Origin of the sequence: Pseudomonas sp. SJZ074, assembly GCF_007828215.1 — a bacterium.
In the GTDB taxonomy this organism is placed as follows: domain Bacteria; phylum Pseudomonadota; class Gammaproteobacteria; order Pseudomonadales; family Pseudomonadaceae; genus Aquipseudomonas.
The window spans coordinates 122669-145479 of record NZ_VIUE01000010.1; the positions used below are offsets into that span (position 1 = coordinate 122669).

The 22811-nt window shown below is 61.1% G+C and carries 23 protein-coding genes; 12 read left to right on the forward strand and 11 right to left on the reverse strand.

The annotated features are described in order from the left end of the window. Positions 1 to 27 precede the first annotated feature (27 nt). Positions 28 to 768: a phosphoadenylyl-sulfate reductase gene (locus FBX99_RS13600; protein ID WP_144931400.1), complete on the reverse strand. Its 741-nt coding sequence runs from the start codon at positions 766 to 768 to the stop codon at positions 28 to 30. Positions 769 to 923: 155 nt separating this feature from the next. Between FBX99_RS13600 and thrH the strand changes: the two genes are divergently transcribed. After that, positions 924 to 1541, forward strand: a complete 618-nt coding sequence (gene thrH / locus FBX99_RS13605) for a bifunctional phosphoserine phosphatase/homoserine phosphotransferase ThrH (protein WP_144931402.1) — start codon at positions 924 to 926, stop codon at positions 1539 to 1541. 117 nt (positions 1542 to 1658) lie between these two features. On the opposite strand, the gene pabB is transcribed toward thrH, so the two are convergent. The 4 genes from pabB to FBX99_RS13625 all read right to left on the reverse strand — a co-directional run bounded on the left by pabB (position 1659) and on the right by FBX99_RS13625 (position 6283). Further along, complete coding sequence (pabB, locus tag FBX99_RS13610; RefSeq protein WP_144931404.1) at positions 1659 to 3002, reverse strand: aminodeoxychorismate synthase component I; 1344 nt, start codon at positions 3000 to 3002, stop codon at positions 1659 to 1661. Between the two features lie 219 nt (positions 3003 to 3221). Then, positions 3222 to 4208, reverse strand: coding sequence for an alpha-L-glutamate ligase-like protein (locus FBX99_RS13615; RefSeq protein WP_144931406.1), 987 nt, complete (start codon positions 4206 to 4208; stop codon positions 3222 to 3224). Next, positions 4208 to 5740 carry an inactive transglutaminase family protein gene (locus FBX99_RS13620; RefSeq protein ID WP_144931408.1) on the reverse strand — a complete coding sequence of 511 codons (1533 nt, stop codon included), beginning with the start codon at positions 5738 to 5740 and terminating at the stop codon, positions 4208 to 4210. The genes FBX99_RS13615 and FBX99_RS13620 overlap by 1 nt, the downstream gene beginning before the upstream one ends. 6 nt (positions 5741 to 5746) lie before the next feature. Continuing rightward, entirely contained in the window at positions 5747 to 6283 is a 537-nt protein-coding gene (locus FBX99_RS13625) for an ATP-dependent zinc protease (RefSeq protein WP_047699233.1), read from the reverse strand. A gap of 285 nt (positions 6284 to 6568) precedes the next feature. Here FBX99_RS13625 and FBX99_RS13630 point away from each other — a divergent pair, with 285 nt between their 5' ends. The 5 genes from FBX99_RS13630 to prpF all read left to right on the forward strand — a co-directional run bounded on the left by FBX99_RS13630 (position 6569) and on the right by prpF (position 13348). Beyond that, positions 6569 to 7282 (forward strand): GntR family transcriptional regulator, encoded by a 714-nt coding sequence (locus FBX99_RS13630; RefSeq protein ID WP_144931410.1) that lies wholly within the window; start codon positions 6569 to 6571, stop codon positions 7280 to 7282. After that, positions 7279 to 8163 carry a methylisocitrate lyase gene (prpB, locus tag FBX99_RS13635; protein WP_145131789.1) on the forward strand — a complete coding sequence of 295 codons (885 nt, stop codon included), beginning with the start codon at positions 7279 to 7281 and terminating at the stop codon, positions 8161 to 8163. The genes FBX99_RS13630 and prpB overlap by 4 nt, the downstream gene beginning before the upstream one ends. Positions 8164 to 8201: 38 nt before the next feature. Further along, positions 8202 to 9329, forward strand: a complete 1128-nt coding sequence (prpC, locus tag FBX99_RS13640; RefSeq protein WP_144931414.1) for a 2-methylcitrate synthase — start codon at positions 8202 to 8204, stop codon at positions 9327 to 9329. A gap of 199 nt (positions 9330 to 9528) precedes the next feature. Further along, positions 9529 to 12120, forward strand: a complete 2592-nt coding sequence (gene acnD, locus FBX99_RS13650) for a Fe/S-dependent 2-methylisocitrate dehydratase AcnD (RefSeq protein WP_145131791.1) — start codon at positions 9529 to 9531, stop codon at positions 12118 to 12120. A gap of 25 nt (positions 12121 to 12145) precedes the next feature. Continuing rightward, positions 12146 to 13348, forward strand: coding sequence for a 2-methylaconitate cis-trans isomerase PrpF (prpF, locus tag FBX99_RS13655; protein ID WP_145131793.1), 1203 nt, complete (start codon positions 12146 to 12148; stop codon positions 13346 to 13348). Positions 13349 to 13472: 124 nt separating this feature from the next. On the opposite strand, the gene FBX99_RS13660 is transcribed toward prpF, so the two are convergent. Both FBX99_RS13660 and soxR read right to left on the reverse strand, forming a co-directional pair. Beyond that, positions 13473 to 13931 (reverse strand): VOC family protein, encoded by a 459-nt coding sequence (locus FBX99_RS13660; protein WP_144931419.1) that lies wholly within the window; start codon positions 13929 to 13931, stop codon positions 13473 to 13475. A 102-nt stretch (positions 13932 to 14033) separates the two neighbouring features. After that, complete coding sequence (gene soxR, locus FBX99_RS13665) at positions 14034 to 14483, reverse strand: redox-sensitive transcriptional activator SoxR (RefSeq protein WP_144931421.1); 450 nt, start codon at positions 14481 to 14483, stop codon at positions 14034 to 14036. Positions 14484 to 14577: 94 nt separating this feature from the next. Here soxR and FBX99_RS13670 point away from each other — a divergent pair, with 94 nt between their 5' ends. The 5 genes from FBX99_RS13670 to FBX99_RS13690 all read left to right on the forward strand — a co-directional run bounded on the left by FBX99_RS13670 (position 14578) and on the right by FBX99_RS13690 (position 19210). Next, positions 14578 to 14943 carry an antibiotic biosynthesis monooxygenase gene (locus tag FBX99_RS13670; RefSeq protein ID WP_144931423.1) on the forward strand — a complete coding sequence of 122 codons (366 nt, stop codon included), beginning with the start codon at positions 14578 to 14580 and terminating at the stop codon, positions 14941 to 14943. 111 nt (positions 14944 to 15054) lie between these two features. After that, positions 15055 to 15321 carry a hypothetical protein gene (locus FBX99_RS13675; RefSeq protein WP_144931426.1) on the forward strand — a complete coding sequence of 89 codons (267 nt, stop codon included), beginning with the start codon at positions 15055 to 15057 and terminating at the stop codon, positions 15319 to 15321. A 96-nt stretch (positions 15322 to 15417) separates the two neighbouring features. Then, entirely contained in the window at positions 15418 to 16032 is a 615-nt protein-coding gene (locus FBX99_RS13680) for a LysE family translocator (RefSeq protein ID WP_144931428.1), read from the forward strand. A gap of 154 nt (positions 16033 to 16186) precedes the next feature. Then, positions 16187 to 17353 carry a cysteine desulfurase family protein gene (locus tag FBX99_RS13685; RefSeq protein ID WP_144931430.1) on the forward strand — a complete coding sequence of 389 codons (1167 nt, stop codon included), beginning with the start codon at positions 16187 to 16189 and terminating at the stop codon, positions 17351 to 17353. Positions 17354 to 17401: 48 nt separating this feature from the next. Next, positions 17402 to 19210 (forward strand): aminopeptidase P family protein, encoded by a 1809-nt coding sequence (locus tag FBX99_RS13690; protein ID WP_144931432.1) that lies wholly within the window; start codon positions 17402 to 17404, stop codon positions 19208 to 19210. 9 nt (positions 19211 to 19219) lie between these two features. Here FBX99_RS13690 and FBX99_RS13695 read toward each other — a convergent pair whose 3' ends face one another. Next, on the reverse strand, positions 19220 to 19810 hold the full coding sequence (locus tag FBX99_RS13695) for a 2-hydroxychromene-2-carboxylate isomerase (RefSeq protein WP_144931434.1): 591 nt from the start codon (positions 19808 to 19810) through the stop codon (positions 19220 to 19222). A gap of 30 nt (positions 19811 to 19840) precedes the next feature. Next, the gene (locus tag FBX99_RS13700; protein ID WP_144931436.1) at positions 19841 to 20569 is read right to left on the reverse strand and encodes an SDR family oxidoreductase; all 729 of its coding nucleotides are present in this window, start codon (positions 20567 to 20569) and stop codon (positions 19841 to 19843) included. Positions 20570 to 20659: 90 nt separating this feature from the next. Between FBX99_RS13700 and FBX99_RS13705 the strand changes: the two genes are divergently transcribed. After that, positions 20660 to 21229 (forward strand): TetR/AcrR family transcriptional regulator, encoded by a 570-nt coding sequence (locus FBX99_RS13705; protein ID WP_144931438.1) that lies wholly within the window; start codon positions 20660 to 20662, stop codon positions 21227 to 21229. Positions 21230 to 21239: 10 nt separating this feature from the next. Here the strand turns inward: FBX99_RS13705 and FBX99_RS13710 are convergent, their stop codons facing one another. Together FBX99_RS13710 and rhtA are read right to left on the reverse strand one after the other, a co-directional pair. Next, positions 21240 to 21521, reverse strand: coding sequence for a hypothetical protein (locus FBX99_RS13710; RefSeq protein ID WP_144931440.1), 282 nt, complete (start codon positions 21519 to 21521; stop codon positions 21240 to 21242). A 167-nt stretch (positions 21522 to 21688) separates the two neighbouring features. Then, positions 21689 to 22576, reverse strand: coding sequence for a threonine/homoserine exporter RhtA (rhtA, locus tag FBX99_RS13715; RefSeq protein ID WP_144931441.1), 888 nt, complete (start codon positions 22574 to 22576; stop codon positions 21689 to 21691). Between the last annotated feature and the right edge of the window lie 235 nt (positions 22577 to 22811).

Here is a 22811-nt window from a genome sequence, read left to right on the forward strand (position 1 = left end):
TTGTGTACAGGAAGACCGGCTACGATATCAAGCCTTGGATTTGCTGATGATGTTGCCGGCGTGCAGGCCGCACTCCTTCTGCGTTGCTTCTTCCCACCACCAGCGGCCTTCGCGTTCGTGCTGGTTCGGCAATACCGGGCGGGTGCAGGGCTCGCAGCCGATGCTGATGAAGCCGCGCTCATGCAAGCTGTTGTAGGGCAACTCCAGCATGCGGATGTAGCCCCAGACTTCCTCGCTGGTCATCTGCGACAGCGGGTTGAATTTGTACAGGGTACGCTCCGGCGTGGAGAACGCCGTGTCGATTTCCAGCACGGCCACCTGGCTGCGAGTGCCCGGGCTCTGGTCGCGGCGCTGGCCGGTGGCCCAGGCACGAACGTCGGACAGCTTGCGGCGCAGCGGCTCGATCTTGCGGATGCCGCAGCACTCGCCATGACCGTCCTTATAGAAACTGAACAGACCCTTTTCCCTCACGAAAGGCTCAAGTTTCGTATGGTCCGGTGAGATCAGTTCGATATCGATCTTGTAGTGCTCTCGGACCTGATCGATGAACCGATAGGTTTCCGGGTGCAGGCGACCGGTGTCGAGGCTGAACACCTTGACGTTCTTGTTCAGCTTCCAGGCCATGTCCACCAGCACCACATCCTCGGCGCCGCTGAAAGATATCCACAGGTCATCGCCGAATTCGGCGAAAGCCAGCTTGAGGATGTCTTGTGGAGACTTGTTGGCATAGGTCGTGGCGAGTTCCACGACATCAAACGATGGGCTCATCAGGCGGTTTCCTACAGGTCGGTGGCGCTGCGCGCTCTATAGGACGCTGATGGTAACAAAACCGGCCGGGGCTGGCGCGTTCCTGTGCGTTGCGGCTAGAGTCGGCAGGCCTTTTGTTCACTCAACCGATAAACATCAGAAAATGGGAGTGTCTTGTGGAAATTGCCTGTCTTGACCTGGAAGGTGTGCTGGTCCCGGAAATCTGGATCGCCTTCGCCGAAAAAACCGGGATTGAATCCCTCAGGGCAACCACTCGGGACATTCCCGACTACGACGTGCTGATGAAGCAGCGGTTGCGCATCCTCGACGAACATGGCCTCAAGCTCTCCGACATACAGGAGGTCATTGCCACGCTCCAGCCGCTGAACGGTGCCATCGAGTTCGTCGATTGGCTGCGCGAGCGCTTCCAGGTGGTGATTCTTTCCGACACGTTCTACGAATTTTCCCAACCCTTGATGCGCCAATTGGGTTTCCCGACGTTGCTCTGCCATCGTCTGATCACGGATGAAGGTGGGCGGGTGACGGGCTATCAACTGCGCCAGAAAGATCCCAAGAGGCAGTCGGTCCTGGCCTTCAAGAGCCTGTATTACCGGGTGATTGCGGCGGGGGATTCCTACAACGACACCACCATGCTCAGCGAAGCCGACGCCGGTATCCTGTTCCATGCGCCGGACAATGTGATCAGGGAATTCCCGCAGTTCCCGGCGGTACACAGCTTTGCCGAGTTGAAGCAGGAATTCATCAAGGCGTCGAACCGCAATCTGAGCCTGTAAACACTATCCCCTGTGGGAGCGGGCTTGCTCGCGAATGCGGTGGGGCAGTGACGATGATGTTGACTGACACACCGTATTCGCGAGCAAGCCCGCTCCCACAGGGTTGTGTGTCTATGCTCAAAGGCTCTGCAGAGTATCGAGCAGCACTTTGACCTTGGTAATCGACTCCTGATACTCCGCCTGCCAGTCCGAATCCGCGACAATCCCACCGCCACCCCAGCAACACACCTGTCCATCCTTGACCAGCAAGCTGCGGATGGCGATGGAGCTGTCCATTTCCCCGCGCACGTCCAGATACAGCAACGAACCGCAATAAAGTCCGCGCCGGGTCGGTTCGAGTTCGTCGATGATCTGCATGGCGCGGATCTTCGGGGCGCCGGTGATGGAGCCGCCGGGGAAGCTGCCGGCGATCAGATCCAGGGCATCTTTGCCGTCGGCCAGTTCGCCGGTCACGCTGCTGACCAGGTGATGCACGTTCGGGTAGCTTTCCAGGCTGAACAGTTCCGGCACCCGCACCGAGCCGGTCCGGCAGGTGCGGCCCAGGTCGTTGCGCAACAGGTCGACGATCATCAGGTTTTCCGCGCGGTCCTTGGGGCTGGCCAGCAGTTCGGCGGCGTGGGCCGCGTCTTCCTTGGGCGTTGTGCCGCGGGGGCGGGTGCCCTTGATCGGCCGGGTTTCCACCTGGCCTTCGCTGACTTTGACGAAACGTTCCGGCGACAGGCTCAGCACCGCACCGCCGTCGGGCAGGCTCTGGAAACCGGAAAACGGTGTCGGGCATGCCGTGCGCAGCGCCTGGTAGGCGGCCCAGGCATCACCCTGGCAGGGCGTGCGGAAGCGTTGGGCAAAGTTGACCTGATAGCAGTCGCCGGCCTGGATATACGCCTGGATGCGTTCGAACGATTGTCGGTAGGCTTCGGCGCTGAGGTCCGGCGTCATCGGTCCTTCAAGGCTGAACGGGGGAACGGCGACGGTGGTCGGCTGGCTGAACAGGGCGATCAGGCGTTGGCGTTCGTCTTCGCTGCAATGGGGATGGAACACCAGTTGGCTGGTGCCCGCCTGGTGATCGCTGATCAAAGCCCAGTCGTACACGCCAAAACGCGCGTCGGGCAGTTGCAGGTCGTCCTGGGCGTGGGACGGTAAAGTTTCTAGGCGTCGACCGAAGTCGTAACTCAAGTAGCCGATCAGGCCGCCGGCGAAGGGCAATTGCACCGTGGCCGGCAGCGCCGCGTCGCCCAGTTGCGTCAGCTGAATGCGCAGGCGTTGCAGGAAATCGCTGCCGCTCTCGTTCGGCAACACCGCCAATTGTGCCAGCGGCCAGGCGCTGAGCAGGTCGTAACGCCCACGCTCGGCACTCGGCCGGCCACTGTCGAGCAGCACGCTGCCCGGGGCATGACGGATTGCCGCGAAATACTCGGCGGGGTTGGTGCGGTATGGCAGCGGGTATACGGAGCAGGTTGGCATGGGCGGGGCGGGTCAGCCATTCAGGCGGGGAAGCGATTGTAATCCCCTGTAGGATTTGCTCCTAGAGGGATGTCGGAGATGGGCACGTCTGTGGCTGTCGATGATGACTGGGGGAAGTATTTGTGATGAGAACATTCTGTGGCGAGGGGATAAATCCCCTCGCCACAAGTCCACAATGTCCCCGGTCCAAATAATTTGCAGTGTGCAGGTTTAGAGAGATCAGCCCTCAACCGGCGGAATATGCCCAAACAACTTTTGGGCAAACGCCACCCGCTCCTCCACGGTCTCAACCACCCCCCGGGCCTTGAGCTCTTCCAGGTGTGCTTCTACTGCATGGGTGCGCAAGGTCAGGCCGCAGTCGTTGGCGATCTGGATGTTCAGCCCCGGCCGGGCGTTCAGTTCCAGGATCAACGGCCCTTTTTCCTGGTCCAGCACCATGTCCACGCCGATGTAGCCCAGTCCGCACAGCTCATAGCAGCCGGCAGCCAGTTTCATGAAACCGTCCCAGTAGGGCAGTTGCACGCCGTCCACCGCGTTGGTGGTGTCGGGGTGTTTGGCGATGATGTTGTTCAGCCAGGTGCCGCGCAGCGTCAGGCCGGTGGCAAGGTCCACGCCTACACCGATAGCGCCTTGGTGCAGGTTGGCCTTGCCGCCCGACTGGCGGGTCGGCAGGCGCAGCATGGCCATCACCGGATAGCCCATCAGCACGATGATGCGGATGTCCGGCACGCCTTCGTAGCTGATGCTCTTGAAGATCTGGTCCGGCACCACGCGGTATTCGATCAGCGCCCGGTCACGGTGTCCGCCCAAGGAATACAGGCCGGTGAGGATGCTGGAAATATGGTGCTCGATTTCCTCATGGCTGATGATCTTGCCGGACACGGTGCGATAGCGGCCTTCGAAGCGGTCGGCAATCACGATGATGCCGTCGCCACCGGCACCCTGGGCGGGCTTGATCACGAAGTCGGTGCGCCCGCCGATGATCCCGTCCAGTTTGTCGATCTCCTTTTCGGTGGAGATGATTCCGTACAGTTCCGGTACGTGGATGCCGGCGGCGATGGCCCGTTCCTTGGTGATGATCTTGTCATCGACGATGGGGTACAGGCTGCGCTTGTTGTATTTGAGCACGTAGTCGGCATTGCGCCGGTTGATGCCCATGATGCCCCGGGCTTCCAGGGCCTTCCAGGTTTTCCAGAAACCGAACATTACGAGTCAGCCTTGAGGAAGGCCTTGAACCGTACCAGCTCGGTCAGGCGGTAGCCGCGGTAACGACCCATGGCAAGCATGAAGCCTACCAGGATCAGCAGGATCGCCGGGAAAGTGAAAACGAAGTACACCAGCTCCGGCACGCTCATGATCAGGTGCGCCAGGGATGCGGCGAACAGGGTGCCGATGGCGACTTTCATGGCATGGCCGCCGCCGCGCTCTTCCCAGGTGATGGACAGGCGTTCGATGGTCATGGTCAGGATCACCATCGGGAACAGCGCCACCGACAGGCCTCGCTCCAGGCCCAGCTTGTGGCTGAACAGGCTGATGGCGGCGATCAGCACCACCACGAACGTCAGCACCACCGAAAGCCTCGGCAGCATCTGCAACTTGAGGTGTTCCAGGTAGGAGCGAAGTGACAGGCCCAGGGCCGTGATCACCGTGAACAGGACGATCCCGAAGCCCAGCTGGGTTTCGCGAAAAGCCAGGGCAATCAGCACCGGGGTAAAGGTTCCCAGGGTCTGTAGGCCGATCAGGTTGCGCAGGACCAGGATCACCAGCACGCCGATGGGAATCATCACCATGATCATGAACGTCTGCTGAGTTTGCAGGGGCAGGCCGTAGAGCGAATATTCGAGGAAGTTGGCGTCGGTGTTCTCGTCCGTCAGCTTGGCCAGGCGAATGGCGTTCATCTCGCTGTTGTTCATGCTGAAGGTGACGGTGGCTTTCTTGCCCCCATCGACGGTGATCAGGTTCTCATCGCCGGTCCACCACAGCAGACGGTCGGTGGGCAGGCCCTGTTCGCCGGTGTCCGGGTTGAAATACAGCCAGTCGGTGCCGTTGAAGCTGCGCAGCCACAGTTCCGGTGTCTGTGGCTGGTCGGCCACCAGGCGGATGGTGTGGACCTTTTCCACCGGCACGTGGGCGATGGACAGCACCAGTTCGACGATTCTGGCCTTGTTGCTCGAAGACGGGTCGCCGGCCAGCAACAGTTTGACATTGTCGTCGTTGAGGTTGTTGACCCGCTTGATGGCTTCGCTGATGAAGGTCTCGACGTCGGCCGAGTGCTGGCGGATCGGCGCGAGCAGGGCTTCGGCGGCGATCTTCTCCGGGCCTTCGATGGCGATGCTGTCGCGGAAGGTCGGTCCCTTGACCTTGGTTTTGTCGGCGCTGTAGCGCTTGGTCAGCACCAGGCGGTAATAGAGGGTCTGGTTGCCCTTGGCCCGGCGGGCCGACCACGTCACCTTGCGGTTGCCGTCGATCCGGTTCACCGCTACGCCGTAATTGTTGGAAATGAAGCTCTCGTTGAGGCTGACATAGTCGCGGCTCAGGGGCGGCACGAACATCTGGATCTTCACCGGGTCCTTGGCGTTGGGCACGAACTCGACCTTGGCGTCGATGTTCCACAGGTCGTCCGTGGCGTCTTCGGTCACCGGGATGCCGAGCACGAAAATCTGATAGGCCGTCACCGACAGGCCCAGCACCACCAGGATGGCGATCAGCATTTTCAAATGGAGGGTAAGGGAGCGCATTGGAAATTACTCTGCGGTAAGAGCGGCAGTGGTGCAGGCGGGTTTGCCGGCAGCGTATTTGAGGCTGGGGTCGACCAGTGCGTCGAAGCGCTTGAGCGCCTCGGAACCGATCAGCAACGGGTATTGGAAGGCGCTGCGGTCGGTCAGGTTCACTTCGATGCTGCGCAGGGCCGAGCCCATGCAGATATCCAGTTCGATGACCGGCCGGGCCGTGTATTTCTTGCCTTCTTCCGGGTCGTAGTCACCGGCGCGGCGTTTGATCTTGCTGACCCGGGCCAGCGGACGTTCGATGGGGTGCGAATGGGCCGCGTCGATGGCGAGATAGAAACGCACCCAGGATTCGCCATTGCGCTTGAAGCGCTTGATATCGCGGGCACTGAGGGAGGCGGTCTTGGCACCGGTGTCCAGCTTGGCGGCCACCTCCAGGTCGATGCCCTGCAGCGCTGCGTATTCGTTGAGGCCGTACACGGTCTTTTCACCCGCCGCGGCGAGCCCCGGCAGGCACATGAAGCAGAGGACAGCGGATAAGGGCTTGAATGTCATAGATCCTGGTGCACGGCGTTCCGTTTATCGGTTCAGGCCCTGGCATTACTGCACAAGCTCCTTCGGTAGCCTTCTCTCTATTAGAGCAGGAGAGCGGCAAACAGCGCGGCATTCTAGCACGGTGGTTTTCTGACGCCACCGCCGACCGGACGTTGCAAACCCGGCCAAGGGGCGGTTGTGTAGAAGGTGTTTATTGGAAGATTGTCGACAATGTTGTTTTTTGTTTTGACGTTTACGTTATGTTTGGGTACTTTTTGCCATATTGATTAAAAAGGTGTCGACAATATGCTCGATCAGCTCGAAGCGCCGGTGCCGGCCCAGGACGATTCGGAAACCCTTTCCGAAAACGTCTTCCGGCGTATCCAGGCCGCCATCGTCAAAGGCGAGATCGCCCCTGGCAGCAAGATTTCCGAGCCCGAGCTGGCGCGCACCTACGGCATCAGCCGGGGCCCGCTGCGCGAAGCCATCCATCGCCTGGAAGGCCAGCGCCTGCTGGTACGGGTGCCGCATGTAGGGGCTCGGGTGGTTTCCTTGAGCCATGCCGAGCTGCTGGAACTCTACGAAATCCGCGAGTCCCTGGAGGGCATGGCCTGCCGCTTGGCGGCAGAGCGCATGACCCTGGCGGAAATCCAAGAGCTGCGTCAGGTACTGGAAACCCACGAGCGCGACGCGGCATTCCAGGCTGGTGTCGGCTATTACCAACAGGAAGGCGATTTCGACTTTCACTATCGGATCATCCAGGGCAGCGGCAACCGCACCCTGACGCAAATGCTCTGCGGCGAGCTGTATCAACTGGTGCGCATGTACCGCATCCAGTTTTCCACCACGCCTAACCGTCCGCGCCAGGCCTTTGCCGAGCACCACCGGATTCTCGATGCCATCGCCGACCGTGATGGCGAACTGGCTGAATTATTGATGCGCCGGCACATCGGCGCTTCCAAACGCAACATCGCGCGCCATTTCCAGGACAGCGCCGCCACTGAACGAGGTGAGTCATGAGCAACAGCACTCCAGGCCAGCGATTCCGCGACGCGGTCGCCAGCGAACATCCGTTGCAGGTGGTCGGCACGATCAACGCCAACCATGCGTTGCTGGCCAAGCGCGCCGGCTTCAAGGCGATCTACCTGTCGGGCGGTGGCGTGGCGGCCGGTTCTCTCGGCGTGCCGGACCTGGGCATCACCGGCCTGGATGACGTGCTGACCGATGTGCGCCGGATCACCGACGTGTGCGACCTGCCGTTGCTGGTGGACGTGGACACCGGTTTCGGTTCCTCGGCGTTCAACGTGGCCCGCACCGTCAAGTCGATGAGCAAGTTCGGTGCGGCGGCGATCCACATCGAAGACCAGGTCGGCGCCAAGCGTTGCGGCCATCGGCCGAACAAGGAAATCGTCTCGCAGCAGGAAATGGTCGACCGTATCAAGGCCGCCGTCGATGCCCGCACCGACGACAGCTTCGTGATCATGGCCCGCACCGATGCCTTGGCAGTGGAAGGCCTGGAGTCCGCGCTGGACCGTGCGGCCGCCTGCATCGAGGCCGGTGCCGACATGGTTTTCCCCGAAGCGATTACCGAACTGGAGATGTACAAGCTGTTCGCCAGCCGCGTGAAGGCGCCGATCCTGGCCAACATCACCGAGTTCGGCGCGACGCCGCTGTACACCACCGAACAACTGGCCGGTGCCGACGTGTCCCTGGTGCTGTACCCGCTGTCGGCGTTCCGCGCCATGAACAAGGCCGCCGAAAACGTCTACACCGCGATCCGCCGCGACGGCACGCAACAGAATGTCATCGACACCATGCAGACCCGCATGGAGCTCTACGATCGCATCGACTACCACACCTTCGAGCAGAAGCTCGATGCGTTGTTCGCTGCGAAGAAGTAAGTCGCGATCCCTAACAAATCCAAGATTGGAGACAGCAAATGGCCGAAGCAAAAGTACTCAGTGGCGCCGGGCTCCGTGGCCAGGTAGCCGGGCAAACCGCCTTGTCCACCGTGGGCCAGTCCGGTGCCGGCCTGACCTATCGCGGTTACGACGTCCGCGATTTGGCGGCTGATGCGCAATTCGAAGAAGTGGCCTACCTGTTGCTGTACGGCGAGCTGCCGACCCAGGCACAACTGGATGGCTATGTCCGCAAACTGCGTCAGTTGCGCGATCTGCCCCAGGCTCTGAAGGAAGTGCTGGAGCGCATTCCCGCCGACGCCCATCCGATGGACGTGATGCGCACCGGTTGCTCGTTTCTCGGCAACCTGGAACCCGAGGCAAGCTTTGCCGAACAGCACGACAAGACCGACCGCCTGCTCGCTGCGTTCCCGGCGATCATGTGCTACTGGTATCGCTTCAGCCACCAGGGCCAGCGCATCGAATGCGTGACCGACGAAGCATCCATCGGCGGACATTTCCTGCACCTGCTGCACGGCAAGAAACCGAGCGAGTTGCACGTCAAGGTGATGAACGTATCGCTGATTCTCTACGCCGAGCATGAGTTCAACGCCTCGACCTTCACCGCCCGGGTCTGCGCCTCCACGCTGTCGGACCTGTTCTCCTGCATCACTGCCGCCATCGGTTCGCTGCGAGGCCCATTGCATGGCGGTGCCAACGAAGCGGCGATGGAAATGATCGAGCGCTTCGACTCGCCGGAAGCGGCGATCAAGGGCACCCTGGCGATGCTTGCGCGCAAGGACAAGATCATGGGCTTCGGCCACGCGATCTATAAGGACAACGACCCGCGCAACGAGGTGATCAAGGGCTGGTCGAAAAAACTCGCCGATGAAGTGGGCGACACTGTGCTGTTCCCGGTCTCCGAAGCCATCGACAAGACTATGTGGGAACAAAAGAAACTGTTCCCCAACGCCGACTTCTACCATGCCTCGGCGTACCACTTCATGGGCATCCCGACCAAGCTGTTCACGCCGATCTTTGTCTGCTCGCGCCTGACCGGCTGGGCCGCCCACGTGTTCGAGCAACGCGCCAACAACCGCATCATCCGACCGAGCGCCGAATACACCGGCGTCGAACAGCGCAAGTTCGTGCCAATCGAACAACGCTGAGCTGGAGGGCGCTGACGTAGCGACTGAAGGAACCGACCCTCCATGTGGGAGCGGGCTTGCTCGCGAAGACGGACAGACATTCAACATCGATGTCGACTGATGCACCGCCTTCGCGAGCAAGCCCGCTCCCACAGCTGATCGAGTTCACTTCAACGGCTGCGCCAGCCCCTTCTGAACCCACCGTGACCGAGTCCTGACGATGAACACAGAATTTCGCAAACCGCTGTCCGGCACTTCGCTGGATTATTTCGACGTTCGCGGTGCCGTGGATGCGATCCGCCCCGGTGCCTACGACGGCCTGCCGTACACCTCGCGCGTGCTGGCGGAAAACCTGGTACGTCGCTGCGACCCGGCCACCTTGGGCGAGTCGTTGCTGCAACTGATCGAGCGCAAGCGCGACCTGGACTTCCCATGGTTCCCGGCCCGGGTGGTCTGTCATGACATTCTCGGCCAGACCGCCCTGGTGGACCTGGCCGGTCTGCGCGACGCCATCGCCCAGCAAGGCGGCGACCCGGCCCAGGTCAACCCGGTGGTGCCGACCCAACTGATCGTCGACCACTCCCTGGCAGTGGAAAGCGCCGGCTTCGACCCCCAGGCATTCGCCAAGAATCGCGTCATTGAAGACCGCCGCAACGAAGACCGCTTCCACTTCATCAACTGGACCAAAAAGGCCTTCAAGAACGTCGACGTGATTCCACCGGGCAACGGGATCATGCACCAGATCAACCTGGAGAAAATGTCCCCGGTGATCCAGCAACGGGACGGCGTCGCCTTCCCCGACACCTGCGTGGGCACCGACAGCCATACGCCCCATGTCGACGCCTTGGGCGTGATCGCCATCGGCGTTGGTGGGCTGGAAGCCGAGAGCGTCATGCTCGGTCGCGCGTCGTGGATGCGCCTGCCGGAAATCGTCGGTGTCGAGCTGACCGGCAAGTTGCAACCGGGCATCACGGCCACCGACATGGTGCTGGCGCTGACCGAGTTCCTGCGCAAGCAGAAGGTCGTCGGCGCCTGGCTGGAGTTTTTCGGTGAAGGCGCCCAGGCGCTGACCCTGGGCGACCGCGCCACCATTTCCAACATGGCCCCGGAATACGGCGCCACGGCGGCGATGTTCTACATCGACCAGCAGACCATCGACTACCTGAAGCTCACCGGCCGCGAAGACGCCCAGGTGCAGTTGGTGGAAACCTATGCCAGGCACGTGGGCCTGTGGGCCGACAGCCTCAAGGGCGCGCAGTACGAGCGTGGCCTGACCTTCGATCTGTCCTCGGTGGTGCGCAACATGGCCGGGCCGAGCAACCCCCATGCCCGCGTCGCGACTGCCGATCTGGCGGCCAACGGCATCGCCGGGCAATGGACCGAAGTACCGGGGCAGATGCCCGACGGCGCGGTGATCATCGCCGCCATCACCAGCTGCACCAACACCAGCAACCCGCGCAACGTCATTGCCGCAGGCCTCCTGGCGCGCAATGCCAATCGCCTGGGCCTGGCCCGCAAACCGTGGGTCAAGTCGTCCCTGGCACCGGGTTCGAAAACCGTGGCGCTGTACCTGGATGAAGCCGGCCTGACCAAGGAGCTGGAACAATTGGGCTTCGGCGTGGTGGCCTTCGCCTGTACTACCTGCAACGGCATGTCTGGCGCGCTGGACCCGGCGATCCAGCAGCAAATCATCGACCGCGACCTGTACGCCACCGCCGTGCTGTCGGGTAACCGCAACTTCGATGGACGTATCCATCCATACGCCAAGCAGGCGTTCCTCGCTTCGCCGCCCTTGGTGGTGGCCTACGCCATCGCCGGGACCATCCGTTTCGACATTGAGAAGGACGTGCTGGGCGTGGTGGACGGTCGGGAAATCCGTCTCAAGGACATCTGGCCGAGTGACGAGGAAATCGAAGCGGTGGTCAAGGCCGCGGTGAAGCCGGAACAGTTCCGCCAGGTGTACATCCCGATGTTCGCCATTCAGGAAGACAGCGGGCCGAAAGTCACGCCGCTGTACGACTGGCGTCCGCAAAGCACCTACATCCGTCGTCCGCCGTATTGGGAAGGGGCGCTGGCGGGGGCGCGGCCGCTCAAGGGCATGCGCCCGCTTGCGGTGTTGCCGGACAACATCACCACCGACCACCTGTCGCCGTCCAATGCGATCATGCTGGACAGCGCCGCCGGCGAATACCTGGCGAAGATGGGCCTGCCGGAAGAGGACTTCAACTCCTACGCCACGCACCGGGGCGACCACTTGACCGCCCAGCGTGCCACCTTCGCCAACCCGAAACTGTTCAACGAAATGGTCCAGGAAAACGGCAAGGTCAAGCAAGGTTCCCTGGCGCGCGTCGAGCCCGAAGGTAAGGTCATGCGCATGTGGGAAGCCATCGAAACCTACATGGAACGCAAGCAGCCGCTGATCATCATCGCCGGTGCCGACTACGGCCAGGGTTCCTCCCGGGACTGGGCGGCCAAGGGCGTACGCCTGGCCGGTGTCGAGGCGATTGCCGCCGAAGGCTTCGAGCGCATCCATCGCACCAACCTGGTGGGCATGGGCGTGCTGCCGTTGGAGTTCAAGCCCGGCACCGATCGCAAGACCCTGGGCATCGATGGCAGCGAGATCTATGACGTGATTGGCGAGCGCACCCCACGCGCGATGCTGACCCTGGTCATCACCCGTAAGAACGGCGAACGCGTTGAAGTGCCGGTGACCTGCCGTCTCGATACGGCTGAAGAGGTGTCGATTTATGAAGCGGGTGGCGTGTTGCAGCGCTTTGCCCAGGACTTTCTTGAATCGGCGGTTGCCGTTTAAACCCACGATAAGGAGTAGGTGCTTCATGGCTCACGCACCGCGCTTTTCACCACAGATCCGAATCCCCGCCACCTACATGCGCGGGGGCACCAGCAAGGGCGTGTTCTTCAATTTGACGGACCTGCCCGAAGCCGCCCGTGTCCCCGGCGCGGCGCGCGATGCCTTGCTGCTGCGGGTCATCGGCAGCCCTGATCCGTACGAGAAACAGATCGACGGCATGGGCGGCGCGACGTCCAGCACCAGCAAGACGGTGATTCTGTCCAAGAGCAGCCGGGCCGACCACGATGTCGATTACCTGTTCGGCCAGGTGTCCATCGACAAGCCGTTCGTGGACTGGAGCGGCAACTGCGGCAACCTGTCGGCGGCGGTGGGTTCGTTTGCTATCAACAGTGGCTTGGTGGAGGCCGGCCGCATTCCACAAAATGGCGTGGCCGTGGTGCGGATCTGGCAGGCCAACATCGGCAAGACCATCATTGCCCATGTGCCGATAACCGATGGCGCGGTGCAGGAAACCGGTGATTTCGAACTCGACGGGGTCACTTTCCCGGCGGCAGAAGTGCAGCTGGAATTCATGGATCCGGCGGCCGAGGAGGAAGGTGGGGGCGGTTCGATGTTTCCCACCGGCAACCTGGTGGACGACCTGGAAGTGCCCGGCGTTGGTACGCTCAAGGCAACCCTGATCAACGCCGGGATCCCGACGATTTTCATCAATGCGCAGGATATTGGCTATACCGGCACCGAGTTGCAGGGCGCCATCAACGGTGATCCAAAGGCCCTGGCGATGTTCGAGACCATCCGCGCCCACGGTGCCCTGCGCATGGGGCTGATCAAGCAACTGGACGAAGCCGCCCAGCGCCAGCACACGCCGAAAGTGGCGTTTGTCGCGCCGCCGGCGGACTACGTTTCCTCGAGTGGCAAAGCCGTAGCGGCGGGGGACGTCGATTTGCTCGTGCGTGCGCTGTCCATGGGCAAGCTCCACCACGCCATGATGGGTACCGCCGCCGTCGCCATCGGCACTGCGGCAGCCATTTCCGGCACCTTGGTAAACCTGGCCGCCGGCGGTACCGAGCGCAACTCCGTGCGCTTCGGCCACCCGTCCGGCACCTTGCGCGTCGGCGCCGAAGCCCGCCAGGCCAACGGCGAGTGGACGGTGACCAAAGCCATCATGAGTCGTAGCGCGCGGGTGTTGATGGAAGGGTTCGTGCGGGTACCGGCCAATACCTTCTGACACCCTTTTTACCCCTGTGGGAGCGGGCTTGCTCGCGAATGCGATGGTTCAACCAGTATTTGATATTGGCTGACACACTGCATTCGCTAGCCCGCTCCCACAGAGTGACTCGCAGGGGCCCGGTTCAGCCCTGTTGAAACATCTCCCTGGCCCGTTGCTCGATCTGTTCCTGAGTCAGATCTTCCTTGTGCGTGGCCAGGAACCACACATGCCCATAGGGATCCTTCAAGCTGCCGGAGCGATCGCCATAGAACTGATCCTTGACCTCTGCAATCACTGTGCCGCCGGCGGCAATCGCCTGGGCAAACATGCGGTCCACATCCTCGACATATAAATGCAGGCCTACTGACGGCGATTGGTCCGGATTGCGCAGCGGGCCTTGATCGCAGGGTGTGCCGAGCATGATCGGGCTGCCGCCGATCCGCAGTTCGGCATGGCCGATACCTCCGTCAGGCATTGCCAGGCGCATCACTTCAGTGGCATTGAAGGCTTTTTTGTAGAACTCGATGGCTTCGGCGGCTTTATGAATGCCCAGGTAGGGCGTAATGCTGTGGAAACCTTCAGGAATGGCTTTGACGCCCATGACGTTTCTCCTTTTTGTATCGGGCGAAGAGAGGCTTCGTCGATTTGCGCCCATTCACTATAGGCCAGCGATTTCGAGTCGCCCCAGGTCCCGACGAACGCCTCACGGCTCCAGCAGATGCGCGCCCGGCCCACGTTCACCTAGCACATCGCCCTGGTTGCGCAGCGGGCAGGCCTCCATCGACAGGCATCCACAACCGATACAACCGTTCAGCCGATCACGCAATGCGATCAATTGGTTGATGCGTTCATCCAGGTTCTGGCTCCACTGCGCCGACAGGGTCTGCCAATCGGCAGCCGTTGGGGCGCGGTTGTCCGGCAAGGACTTCAACGCCTCGCCGATCTCCGCCAAGGGAATGCCCAGGCGTTGGGCGACCTTGATCAGTGCCACGCGCCGCAATACTCCTCGTGGATAGCGGCGTTGGTTACCCTGATTGCGGGTACTTTTGATCAGCCCCTTGGCTTCATAGAAGTGCAGGGCGGTAACGGCCACGCCGCTGCGGGCAGCCAATTGGCCCACGGTGAGTTCTTTATGGACATCTATCTGTGTCATAGCGAATTCATTGCTTGACCTTGACTTAAGTAGAGGTTTTACGCTGCACGCCTTCGGATCGCAAGATTCACCTGACGTGTATCGAGGACCTTTCATGCAATCGACAAGGAACAATCGCAGTTTCACCCAGCTGATCGAATTCGACATCGAGCCTCACTGGCAACAGGCGCTGGTTACAGCCCTGTCGGAACAGACCGAGCGCCTGGCGCAGGATCATCAGGGCTTCCTGAGTGCCAGCATCCAGGTCAGCGAGGACGGCAGGCGCGTGCTCAACTATTTGCAATGGCAAACCCGGGAAGCGGGTGAGGCGGCGTTTCGACGGTTTGAAAGCGGCGAGCAGGATTTCTGGCGGCTGATTCAGGCTCACCGGGCCAAAGCCGTGACGTTCGGCTCGTTCCAGGTAATCCGCAGCATCGAACGCAGCCCGGATAATGCGCTGCAGTGTCAGCTGGTTGGTTGAGGGTAATGAGGGATCCGGAGGGGCGATACCCACTATCAAGAGGGTTGATTTCTGCCGTACAGGGCCGGCGGGTAGCCTTTGTTCATCGCCCCACGACACCGGACACTTGTCATGAATCGTATCCTTGCCGTTTCGCTGCTGTTGGTCGCCGTCGTATTGAGCGGTTGCGCCGCCTCGTCACCTGAACTGCGTCCCTACACCGCCGAAGAAACCCGCGAACTGGCCCTTGAAGCCCTGAATCGCCGGGGCCTGTCGTTCGACGAGTACCACGCGAAAAAAGCCGAGCTGCTTGGGCCGTCGCAGAAAAACACTGGTTTTGACGATCGCGGTGAAATGAGCGCCGGCCAACCCGTGCAACTGCCCGGAAAGCCAAGCTGAGAGACTGTACCGCCGGAAGTTTTACCTAACTGTCCATGGGTTTGCGACAGGACCAAGAGTAGGGTCATCACCTGACCACACGACGGACTGACCGCCATGACCCTTTCGCTGGACCTGCTGCTGGGCTTCGCCCTGTTTGCCCTTGTCACCTCGATCACACCGGGCCCCAACAACACCATGTTGTTGGCTTCGGGCGTGAATTTCGGCTTCAACCGCACCATCCCTCATATGCTGGGCATCAGCTGCGGTTTCTTTGTCCTGGTGCTGGCGGTGGGCTTTGGCCTGGGCGCGGTGTTCCAGGCGTATCCGCTGCTGTACACCGTACTGCGCTACGTTGGCGCGGCGTACCTGTTGTACCTGGCGTGGAAAATTGCCCACTCCGGTCCGGTATCCGAGAGCGAGTCAGGGAAACGCACGCCAATCAGCTATTGGGGCGCCGCGGCATTCCAATGGGTCAATCCCAAGGCCTGGATCATGGCCATCGGTGCCATCAGCACCTACACGCCGCTGCAAGGCTACTTTTTCAATGTGGTGGTGATCGCGGCCGTTTTCGCCCTGATCAATCTGCCCAGTGTCAGCCTGTGGGTGGTCTGCGGCAGCCTGTTGCGCAATCTGCTGCGTGATCGTCGCTGGCTGCGTCTGTTCAACTGGGCAATGGCGTTGTTACTGGTGGCCTCGCTGTATCCGTTATTGCTCGAAAGCATGAGATGAGGGGCTGAGCTTCGACTGGATGCCTGCTAAGCTCGCTGTTCAGGAGCGTTCCTACGCACTTTTAAATGAAGTCTCACTTCTTTAAGGTTGATCGGGTAGTAACCTCGAACCCAACGAGAGCGCTCGATCCCGGAACAGGCTCTGCGAGTTTTCCATGAATAAACGTCCTTTATATTTCGATTACGCCGCCACTACACCGGTGGATGAGCGGGTCATCCAGGTCATGGTCGAATGCCTGGGCTTCGACGGCAACTTCGGCAATCCGGCCTCCAGCTCCCATGCCTTCGGACAGGAGGCCCGGCGCTCGGTGGAACGGGCGCGTCAGCAGGTGGCGCAGTTGGTGGGAGCACAGGCGCAGCAGATCGTCTGGACTTCCGGCGCCACCGAATCCAACAACCTGGCCCTCAAGGGTGTGGCCCAGGCGCGCGGGGCGTCCGGCGGTCATGTCATCACCAGCCTGATCGAACACAAGGCGATTCTCGATACGGCCCGGCAGCTCGAAGAGAGCGGCGTCGCGGTGACCTGGCTGGCTCCGGATGCCGATGGCCTGATCAGTCCGCACGCTGTCCGCGAAGCCCTGCGCGAGGACACCTTCCTGGTGTCGCTGATGCTGGTGAACAACGAGCTGGGCACCGTCAATGACGTTGCGGCCATCGGCGAGCTTGTCCGTGGCCACGGCGCGTTGTTCCATGTGGATGCTGCCCAGGGCGCGGGCAAGGTCTGGATTGACTTGGCCCGCTGGCCGGTGGACCTGATGTCCTTTTCCGCGCACAAGATCTATGGCCCCAAAGGCATCGGCGCGCTCTACGTCGGCGACCGTGCCCGACCGCGCCTGTCGGCGCAGATCCATGGGGGCGGGCACGAAGGCGGTTTTCGCTCGGGCACCCTGGCGACTCACCAGATCGCGGCCATGGGCGCGGCTTTCGAGCTGGCGGCCCAGTCGTTCGACGACGAGCTCGACAAAATCACCCGTTTGCGCAATCGTTTGCTTGAGCCGTTGCTGGCCCTGCCCGGTGTATGCATCAACGGCAGTGCGACCCAGCGCATTCCCCATACGTTGAGCCTGACGTTCCATGAAGGTGAGTTCAACCCGGCCGCGTTGGGCGCTTCGCTCGCTTTTTCCGCCACATCAGCCTGCAACTCGGCGAACAACACACCGTCCCATGTGCTGCTGGCCTTGGGGCTCGATGCTTGCGCGGCTGGGCGGACCATTCGCCTGAGCCTGGGGCGCTTTACCCGTGAACAGGATATCGACGAGGCCGTGCGGCTGATCAAGGCCGCCTGCGTCGCGGCACCGGCATTCTGGGTCAGTAGCCCCTGAGCCGGTTGCCTGGGCCTCGAACAATAATATTGATAGACAGGAGAAACGATGAGTACCGAGCCTTTGACCCATGGACTGGTTCCCCAGCGTCTGGTGCGAATCCGCCAACTGATGAGCCGGGAGGGCATCCACGCGCTGCTGGTGCCGTCGGCTGATCCGCATCTGTCGGAATACCTGCCGGGCTATTGGCAGGGCCGGCAGTGGTTGTCGGGCTTCCATGGCTCGGTCGGGACCTTGATCGTGACGAAGGACTTCGCCGGGGTCTGGGCCGACAGTCGTTATTGGGAACAGGCCACTCAGGAACTGAAGGGCAGTGGTATTGAACTGGTCAAGCTCATTCCGGGCCAACCCGGCCCCCTGGACTGGCTGGCCGAACAGACGCCTGAAGGCGGGGTGGTCGCGGTCGATGGCGCGGTAATGGCTGTGGCGTCGGCCCGAACCTTGGGCAGCAAGCTCGCGGAGCGAGGCGCGCGTTTGCGCACCGACATCGATCTGCTGGATGAGGCTTGGCCCGATCGTCCAAGCCTGCCTGACCAGCCGGTATACGCACACCTCCCACCCCAGGCGACCGTCAGCCGGGTCGAGAAACTCGCCAAGCTGCGTGAAACCCTCAAGGCGCGTGGTGCCGACTGGCACTTCATCGCCACGCTGGACGACATTGCCTGGTTGTTCAACCTGCGCGGTGCGGATGTGTCGTTCAATCCCGTGTTTGTCTCGTTTGCCTTGATCAGCCAGCAGCAGGCAACCTTGTTCGTGGCCCTGGACAAGGTCGATGGCCCGTTGCGTGCGGTCCTGGAGCAGGACGGCGTAACCCTGCGTGATTACAGCGAAGCAGCGAGCGCGTTACGTGACGTGCCGGGTGGCGCGAGCCTGCTGGTCGATCCGGCCCGGGTTACAGTCGGTTTGCTGGATAACCTGGGCAGTGGCGTGAAGCTGGTGGAAGGGCTCAATCCCACGACGCTGGCCAAGTCCTGCAAGAGCCTGGCCGACGCCGAGCATATCCGTCGCGCGATGGAGCAGGATGGCGCAGCGCTCTGTGAGTTTTTCGCCTGGTTGGAAAGTGCCTGGGGTCGCGAGCGCATCACTGAACTGACCATCGATGAACACCTGACCGCGGCTCGCAAACGCCGGCCGGATTTTGTCTCCCTGAGCTTCAACACCATTGCCGCTTTCAACGCCAACGGTGCGATGCCCCATTACCACGCCACGGAAGAAGCCCATGCGGTCATCGAGGGCGATGGGTTGTTGTTGATCGACTCGGGTGGCCAATACCTGGGTGGCACCACCGACATCACCCGCATGGTCCCGGTCGGAACGCCCAACACTGAGCAGAAACGTGACTGCACGCGTGTGTTGAAAGGGGTAATTGCCTTGTCCAGGGCTCGATTCCCGCGTGGCATTCTGTCGCCGCTGCTGGATGCCATCGCACGGGCGCCGATCTGGGCCGAACAGGTGGATTACGGTCACGGTACCGGTCACGGTGTCGGTTATTTCCTGAATGTTCACGAGGGACCGCAGGTCATCGCCTACCAGGCGGCTCCCACGCCGCAGACGGCCATGCAGCCAGGCATGATTACCTCCATCGAGCCGGGGACTTATCGTCCGGGACGCTGGGGGGTGCGCATCGAGAACCTGGCCTTGAACCGCGAGGCGGGGAGCAGTGAGTTCGGTGAATTCCTTGAGTTTGAAACCCTGACCCTGTGTCCGATCGACACGCGTTGCCTGGAACCGTCGTTGCTGACCCAGGATGAAAAGGCCTGGCTCAATGCCTATCATGCCGAGGTTCAGCGTCGCCTGAGCCCGTTGCTGGAAGGCAGCGCACTGCAATGGCTGCACACGCGCACGGCGGCAGTCTGACGCCGGGGATCAGCCGAGGGCTTCTCGGACGAAGTCCAGGCGATCCTGGCCAAAGAACAGTTCATCACCGACGAACATGCTCGGGGCACCGAACACGCCACGGGCAATGGCTTCGTCGGTGGTGGCCTTGAGTGCTTCCTTGACCTGCTCGTCAGTCGTCAGCGCCAGCACATGGCCTGGGTCGAAACCACCTCCCTGCATCACCGCAGCTACGGTCGGCGGATGGCTGAGGTCGCGGGCGTCGACCCATAGGGCATGGAACAGACAATCGATGAACGCCGTGAAACGTTCAGGATGACGCAGTTGCATGCCGGTAATGGCGCGCATCAACGACAGCGTGTTGATCGGAAAGTACGGATTGAGCCTGAAAGCCACGCCGTAACGCTTGGCGAAGCGATCCAGGTCTTTGGCCATATGCGCGCCTTTGGCCGGCACGGTAATCGGCGATGCATTGCCCGTTGCCTTGAAGACCCCCCCGAGCAACATGGGGCGGTAGACCAGTTCGCTGTCGGCGTGCGCGCAAAGCTGCGGGAGTTGGGTATACGCCAGGTAGGTCGCCGGGCTGCCAAGATCAAAGAAAAACTCCACCGATTTGCTCATGGTCACAGCTCTCTTGTTGTTATGGGGGGCTTACCAGCGTTCGTTCCAGGGGCGCAGGTCCAGCTCGAAGGTCCAGGCGTCGCGTGGTTGGGTATGCAGGTACCAATAGTTTTCGGCGATGTGTTCGGGATCGAGGATGCCGTCTTCAGCCCTGGTCGCATATTTTTCTGGAAAATTATCGCGGATAAAATCGGTGTCGATGGCGCCGTCCACCACCACATGTGCCACATGGACATTCAGGGGGCCCAGTTCCCGAGCCATACTTTGGGCCAATGCACGGACGCCGTGTTTGGCCCCGGCGAACGCGGCGAACCCCGAGGCGCCCCGCAAGCCCGCGGTGGCGCCGGTAAACAGGATGGTCCCGCGTTGGCGCTTGACCATGCGTTTCGCCACTTCCCGGGCGTTGAGAAAACCTGAGAAGCAGGCCATCTCCCAGATCTTGAAATATTTACGCGCGGTCTCTTCCAGAATGCTGCAGGGCACGTTGGCGCCGATGTTGAAGACAAACGCCTCGATGGGGCCGATCTGGGTCTCGATTTGCTCGATGAGCGCGATCACGTCGTCTTCCTGGCGCGCGTCACAAGCATAGCCGTGGGCTTCGCCACCCTGGGCGCGTATCGCTTCGACCAACGGGGCGAGTTTGTCGGCGCTACGGCGGGTCACGCACGCTATGAATCCTTCCCGCGCGAAACGTTTTGCAATTGCGCCGCCCGTGGCATCCCCCGCGCCAACAACCAGTACGACCTTCTTGTTATCCATGATTCACCTCATTGGTAAACGATCGTTAACTTAACGAACGTTATGCTACGCTCCGGTGTACGTCAAGTTGAGCGAGCAGAGGCAGGATTCATGCGTTATTCAGCCAATCACAAAATGGAAACCCGGGAAAAGCTGCTGGCCAGCAGCGCCGTATCCGCCAAGAAAGCCGGTTTTTCGACAGTGGGCGTTGATGGCTTGATGAAGGCGATCGGATTGAGCGGCGGGGCGTTCTATAGTCATTTTTCCTCCAAGGACGAGCTTTTCAAGGCCATTGTCGAGCGGGAGCTGACCCAAAGCCTGGAACGTCTGAGCGGTGATCATGTCCTGGACTCGGCCAGGTTGGAGCGTTGTCTCAAGCAGTACCTGAGCATGAGTCATGTCGAACGACCTGAGGCCGGTTGCGCACTGCCGGTGCTCGGCGCTGAAATCGCACGCTCGGATGTGCAGGTGCGAGAGGCTGCGCAAACGTGGATCTGTCGTCTGCATGAGAGCTGGGCGCGGATACTGGAAAGCGACAGCCTGGCCTGGGCCATTCTGGCGCAATGCGTTGGGGCGCTGGTTGTTGCGCGGATGCTGGTCACGCCGCAAATCCAGCGTAATGTCCTCGAGTCCTGCCAGGAGGAAATAAACCGTCGAATGGCCGAGCAGCGAGTGGGTTAAGGACTGTTCGCTACTTGCAGATGACGATCATGCTGCGGCTGGTGTAGCCGGCGGGATTGAGCCCGAAAGGGTAATCCCCTGGCTCTTCGACCGCGTCCCCCGACTTGGCGATGACCTTGTAGTTCTTGGGGGCGCATGAGTTGGCGGCACTCGCGGCGCATTGGTCCCAGGACGACGTCAGGCCGGAGCAATTGATGTGCAGAGCTTTCTTGCCGCGTTTGACTTCAGTTTTCGTTGTCGCCGCGCAGCCCGCAACTGCAAGTACGGCGACCAATATCAAGATTCGTTTCATTCCCGTCCTTAACGCCGTCGTGGATCTCTGTCCACGTATGACTACATTCGCTTGCGCTTGAAGCGTTCGTGACGTCCTGTATGAAAAATTCCATGTTTGACATTGGGTTACGGACCTAAACATGGCCTAAATGCGCGGCAAATACCAGAGCTTCTTTAAATCCTCCTTCAATCAGCCGCAATGGCGGGCTTTACGGCGTTATTGAGGGTCAGGGTTGCACCGATTGACGCAAGAATGATGCAGCCAATCGCCATCCATTGGGCCAGGGACAAGTGCTCTTGGAGGAATACGAACCCTGAAAGGGCGGCGACGGCGGGTTCGACGCTCATCAGCGTGCCGAAGGTGCGGGCAGGCAGGCGGGTCAAGGCGATCATTTCGAGGGTGTAGGGCAGGGCCGTGGAGAGAATGGCCACGCCAATGGCGACAGGAATCAGGCTCGGTGTCAGCAGCGCGGCCCCGGCATGGACGATGCCGATAGGGGCTACGAACAGGGCTGCGATTACTACCCCGAGCGCGGCAGTCTGCACGCCATTGTCCGCCCCGGCTTTCTGGCCAAACAGGATGTAGAGCGCCCAGCAGACGCCCGCGCCCAATGCGTAGCCGGCGCCGACTGGGTCGATGCTGGCGGTGGTGGCTCCCGTCGGTATCAGCAGGAGCAGGCCGGTGACCGCCAGGGCAATCCAAAGGAAGTCGATTGCTCGGCGTGAATTATAAATAGCCACCGCCAAGGGGCCGGTAAACTCCAACGCCACAGCGATTCCCAGCGGCGTCGTGCGGACTGACATATAGAAGAGGAAGTTCATGCCGCCCAGTGCCATCCCGTAGACAACCACGGTGCGCAGGGACTGGGCTGTCAGCTTGGCGCGCCAGGGACGCAGTAGCAACAGCATGATGATGCTGGCAAAAATGAGTCGTAACGTCGTTGTGCCTTGGGCGCCTATTACCGGAAACATACTTTTGGCCAGGGACGCTCCGGACTGGATGGATGCCATGGCAATTAGAAGCAGGGCAACCGGGTACATAGTGGAGGCCAGGCTGCGATGTGGGGAATTCATTACGGAGGCTTGTCCAAAGTAAGGGCAGTGAAGGTGATTGTGTTGAGCAATATACTGCGCACTTTCAATGGCAGCGTCTATATATAAGGTGGATTTCATTTTGGCGGATGTCGCGTATGGATAGAAAAGCGTAATTAAGGGTTGACGGCAGATTCTGAGTCTCTATAATTCGCCCCACTTCCGGCGCAGTCGAAACGGAAAACTCCTTGAGTTTCAATGAGTTAGATGTTTTCTG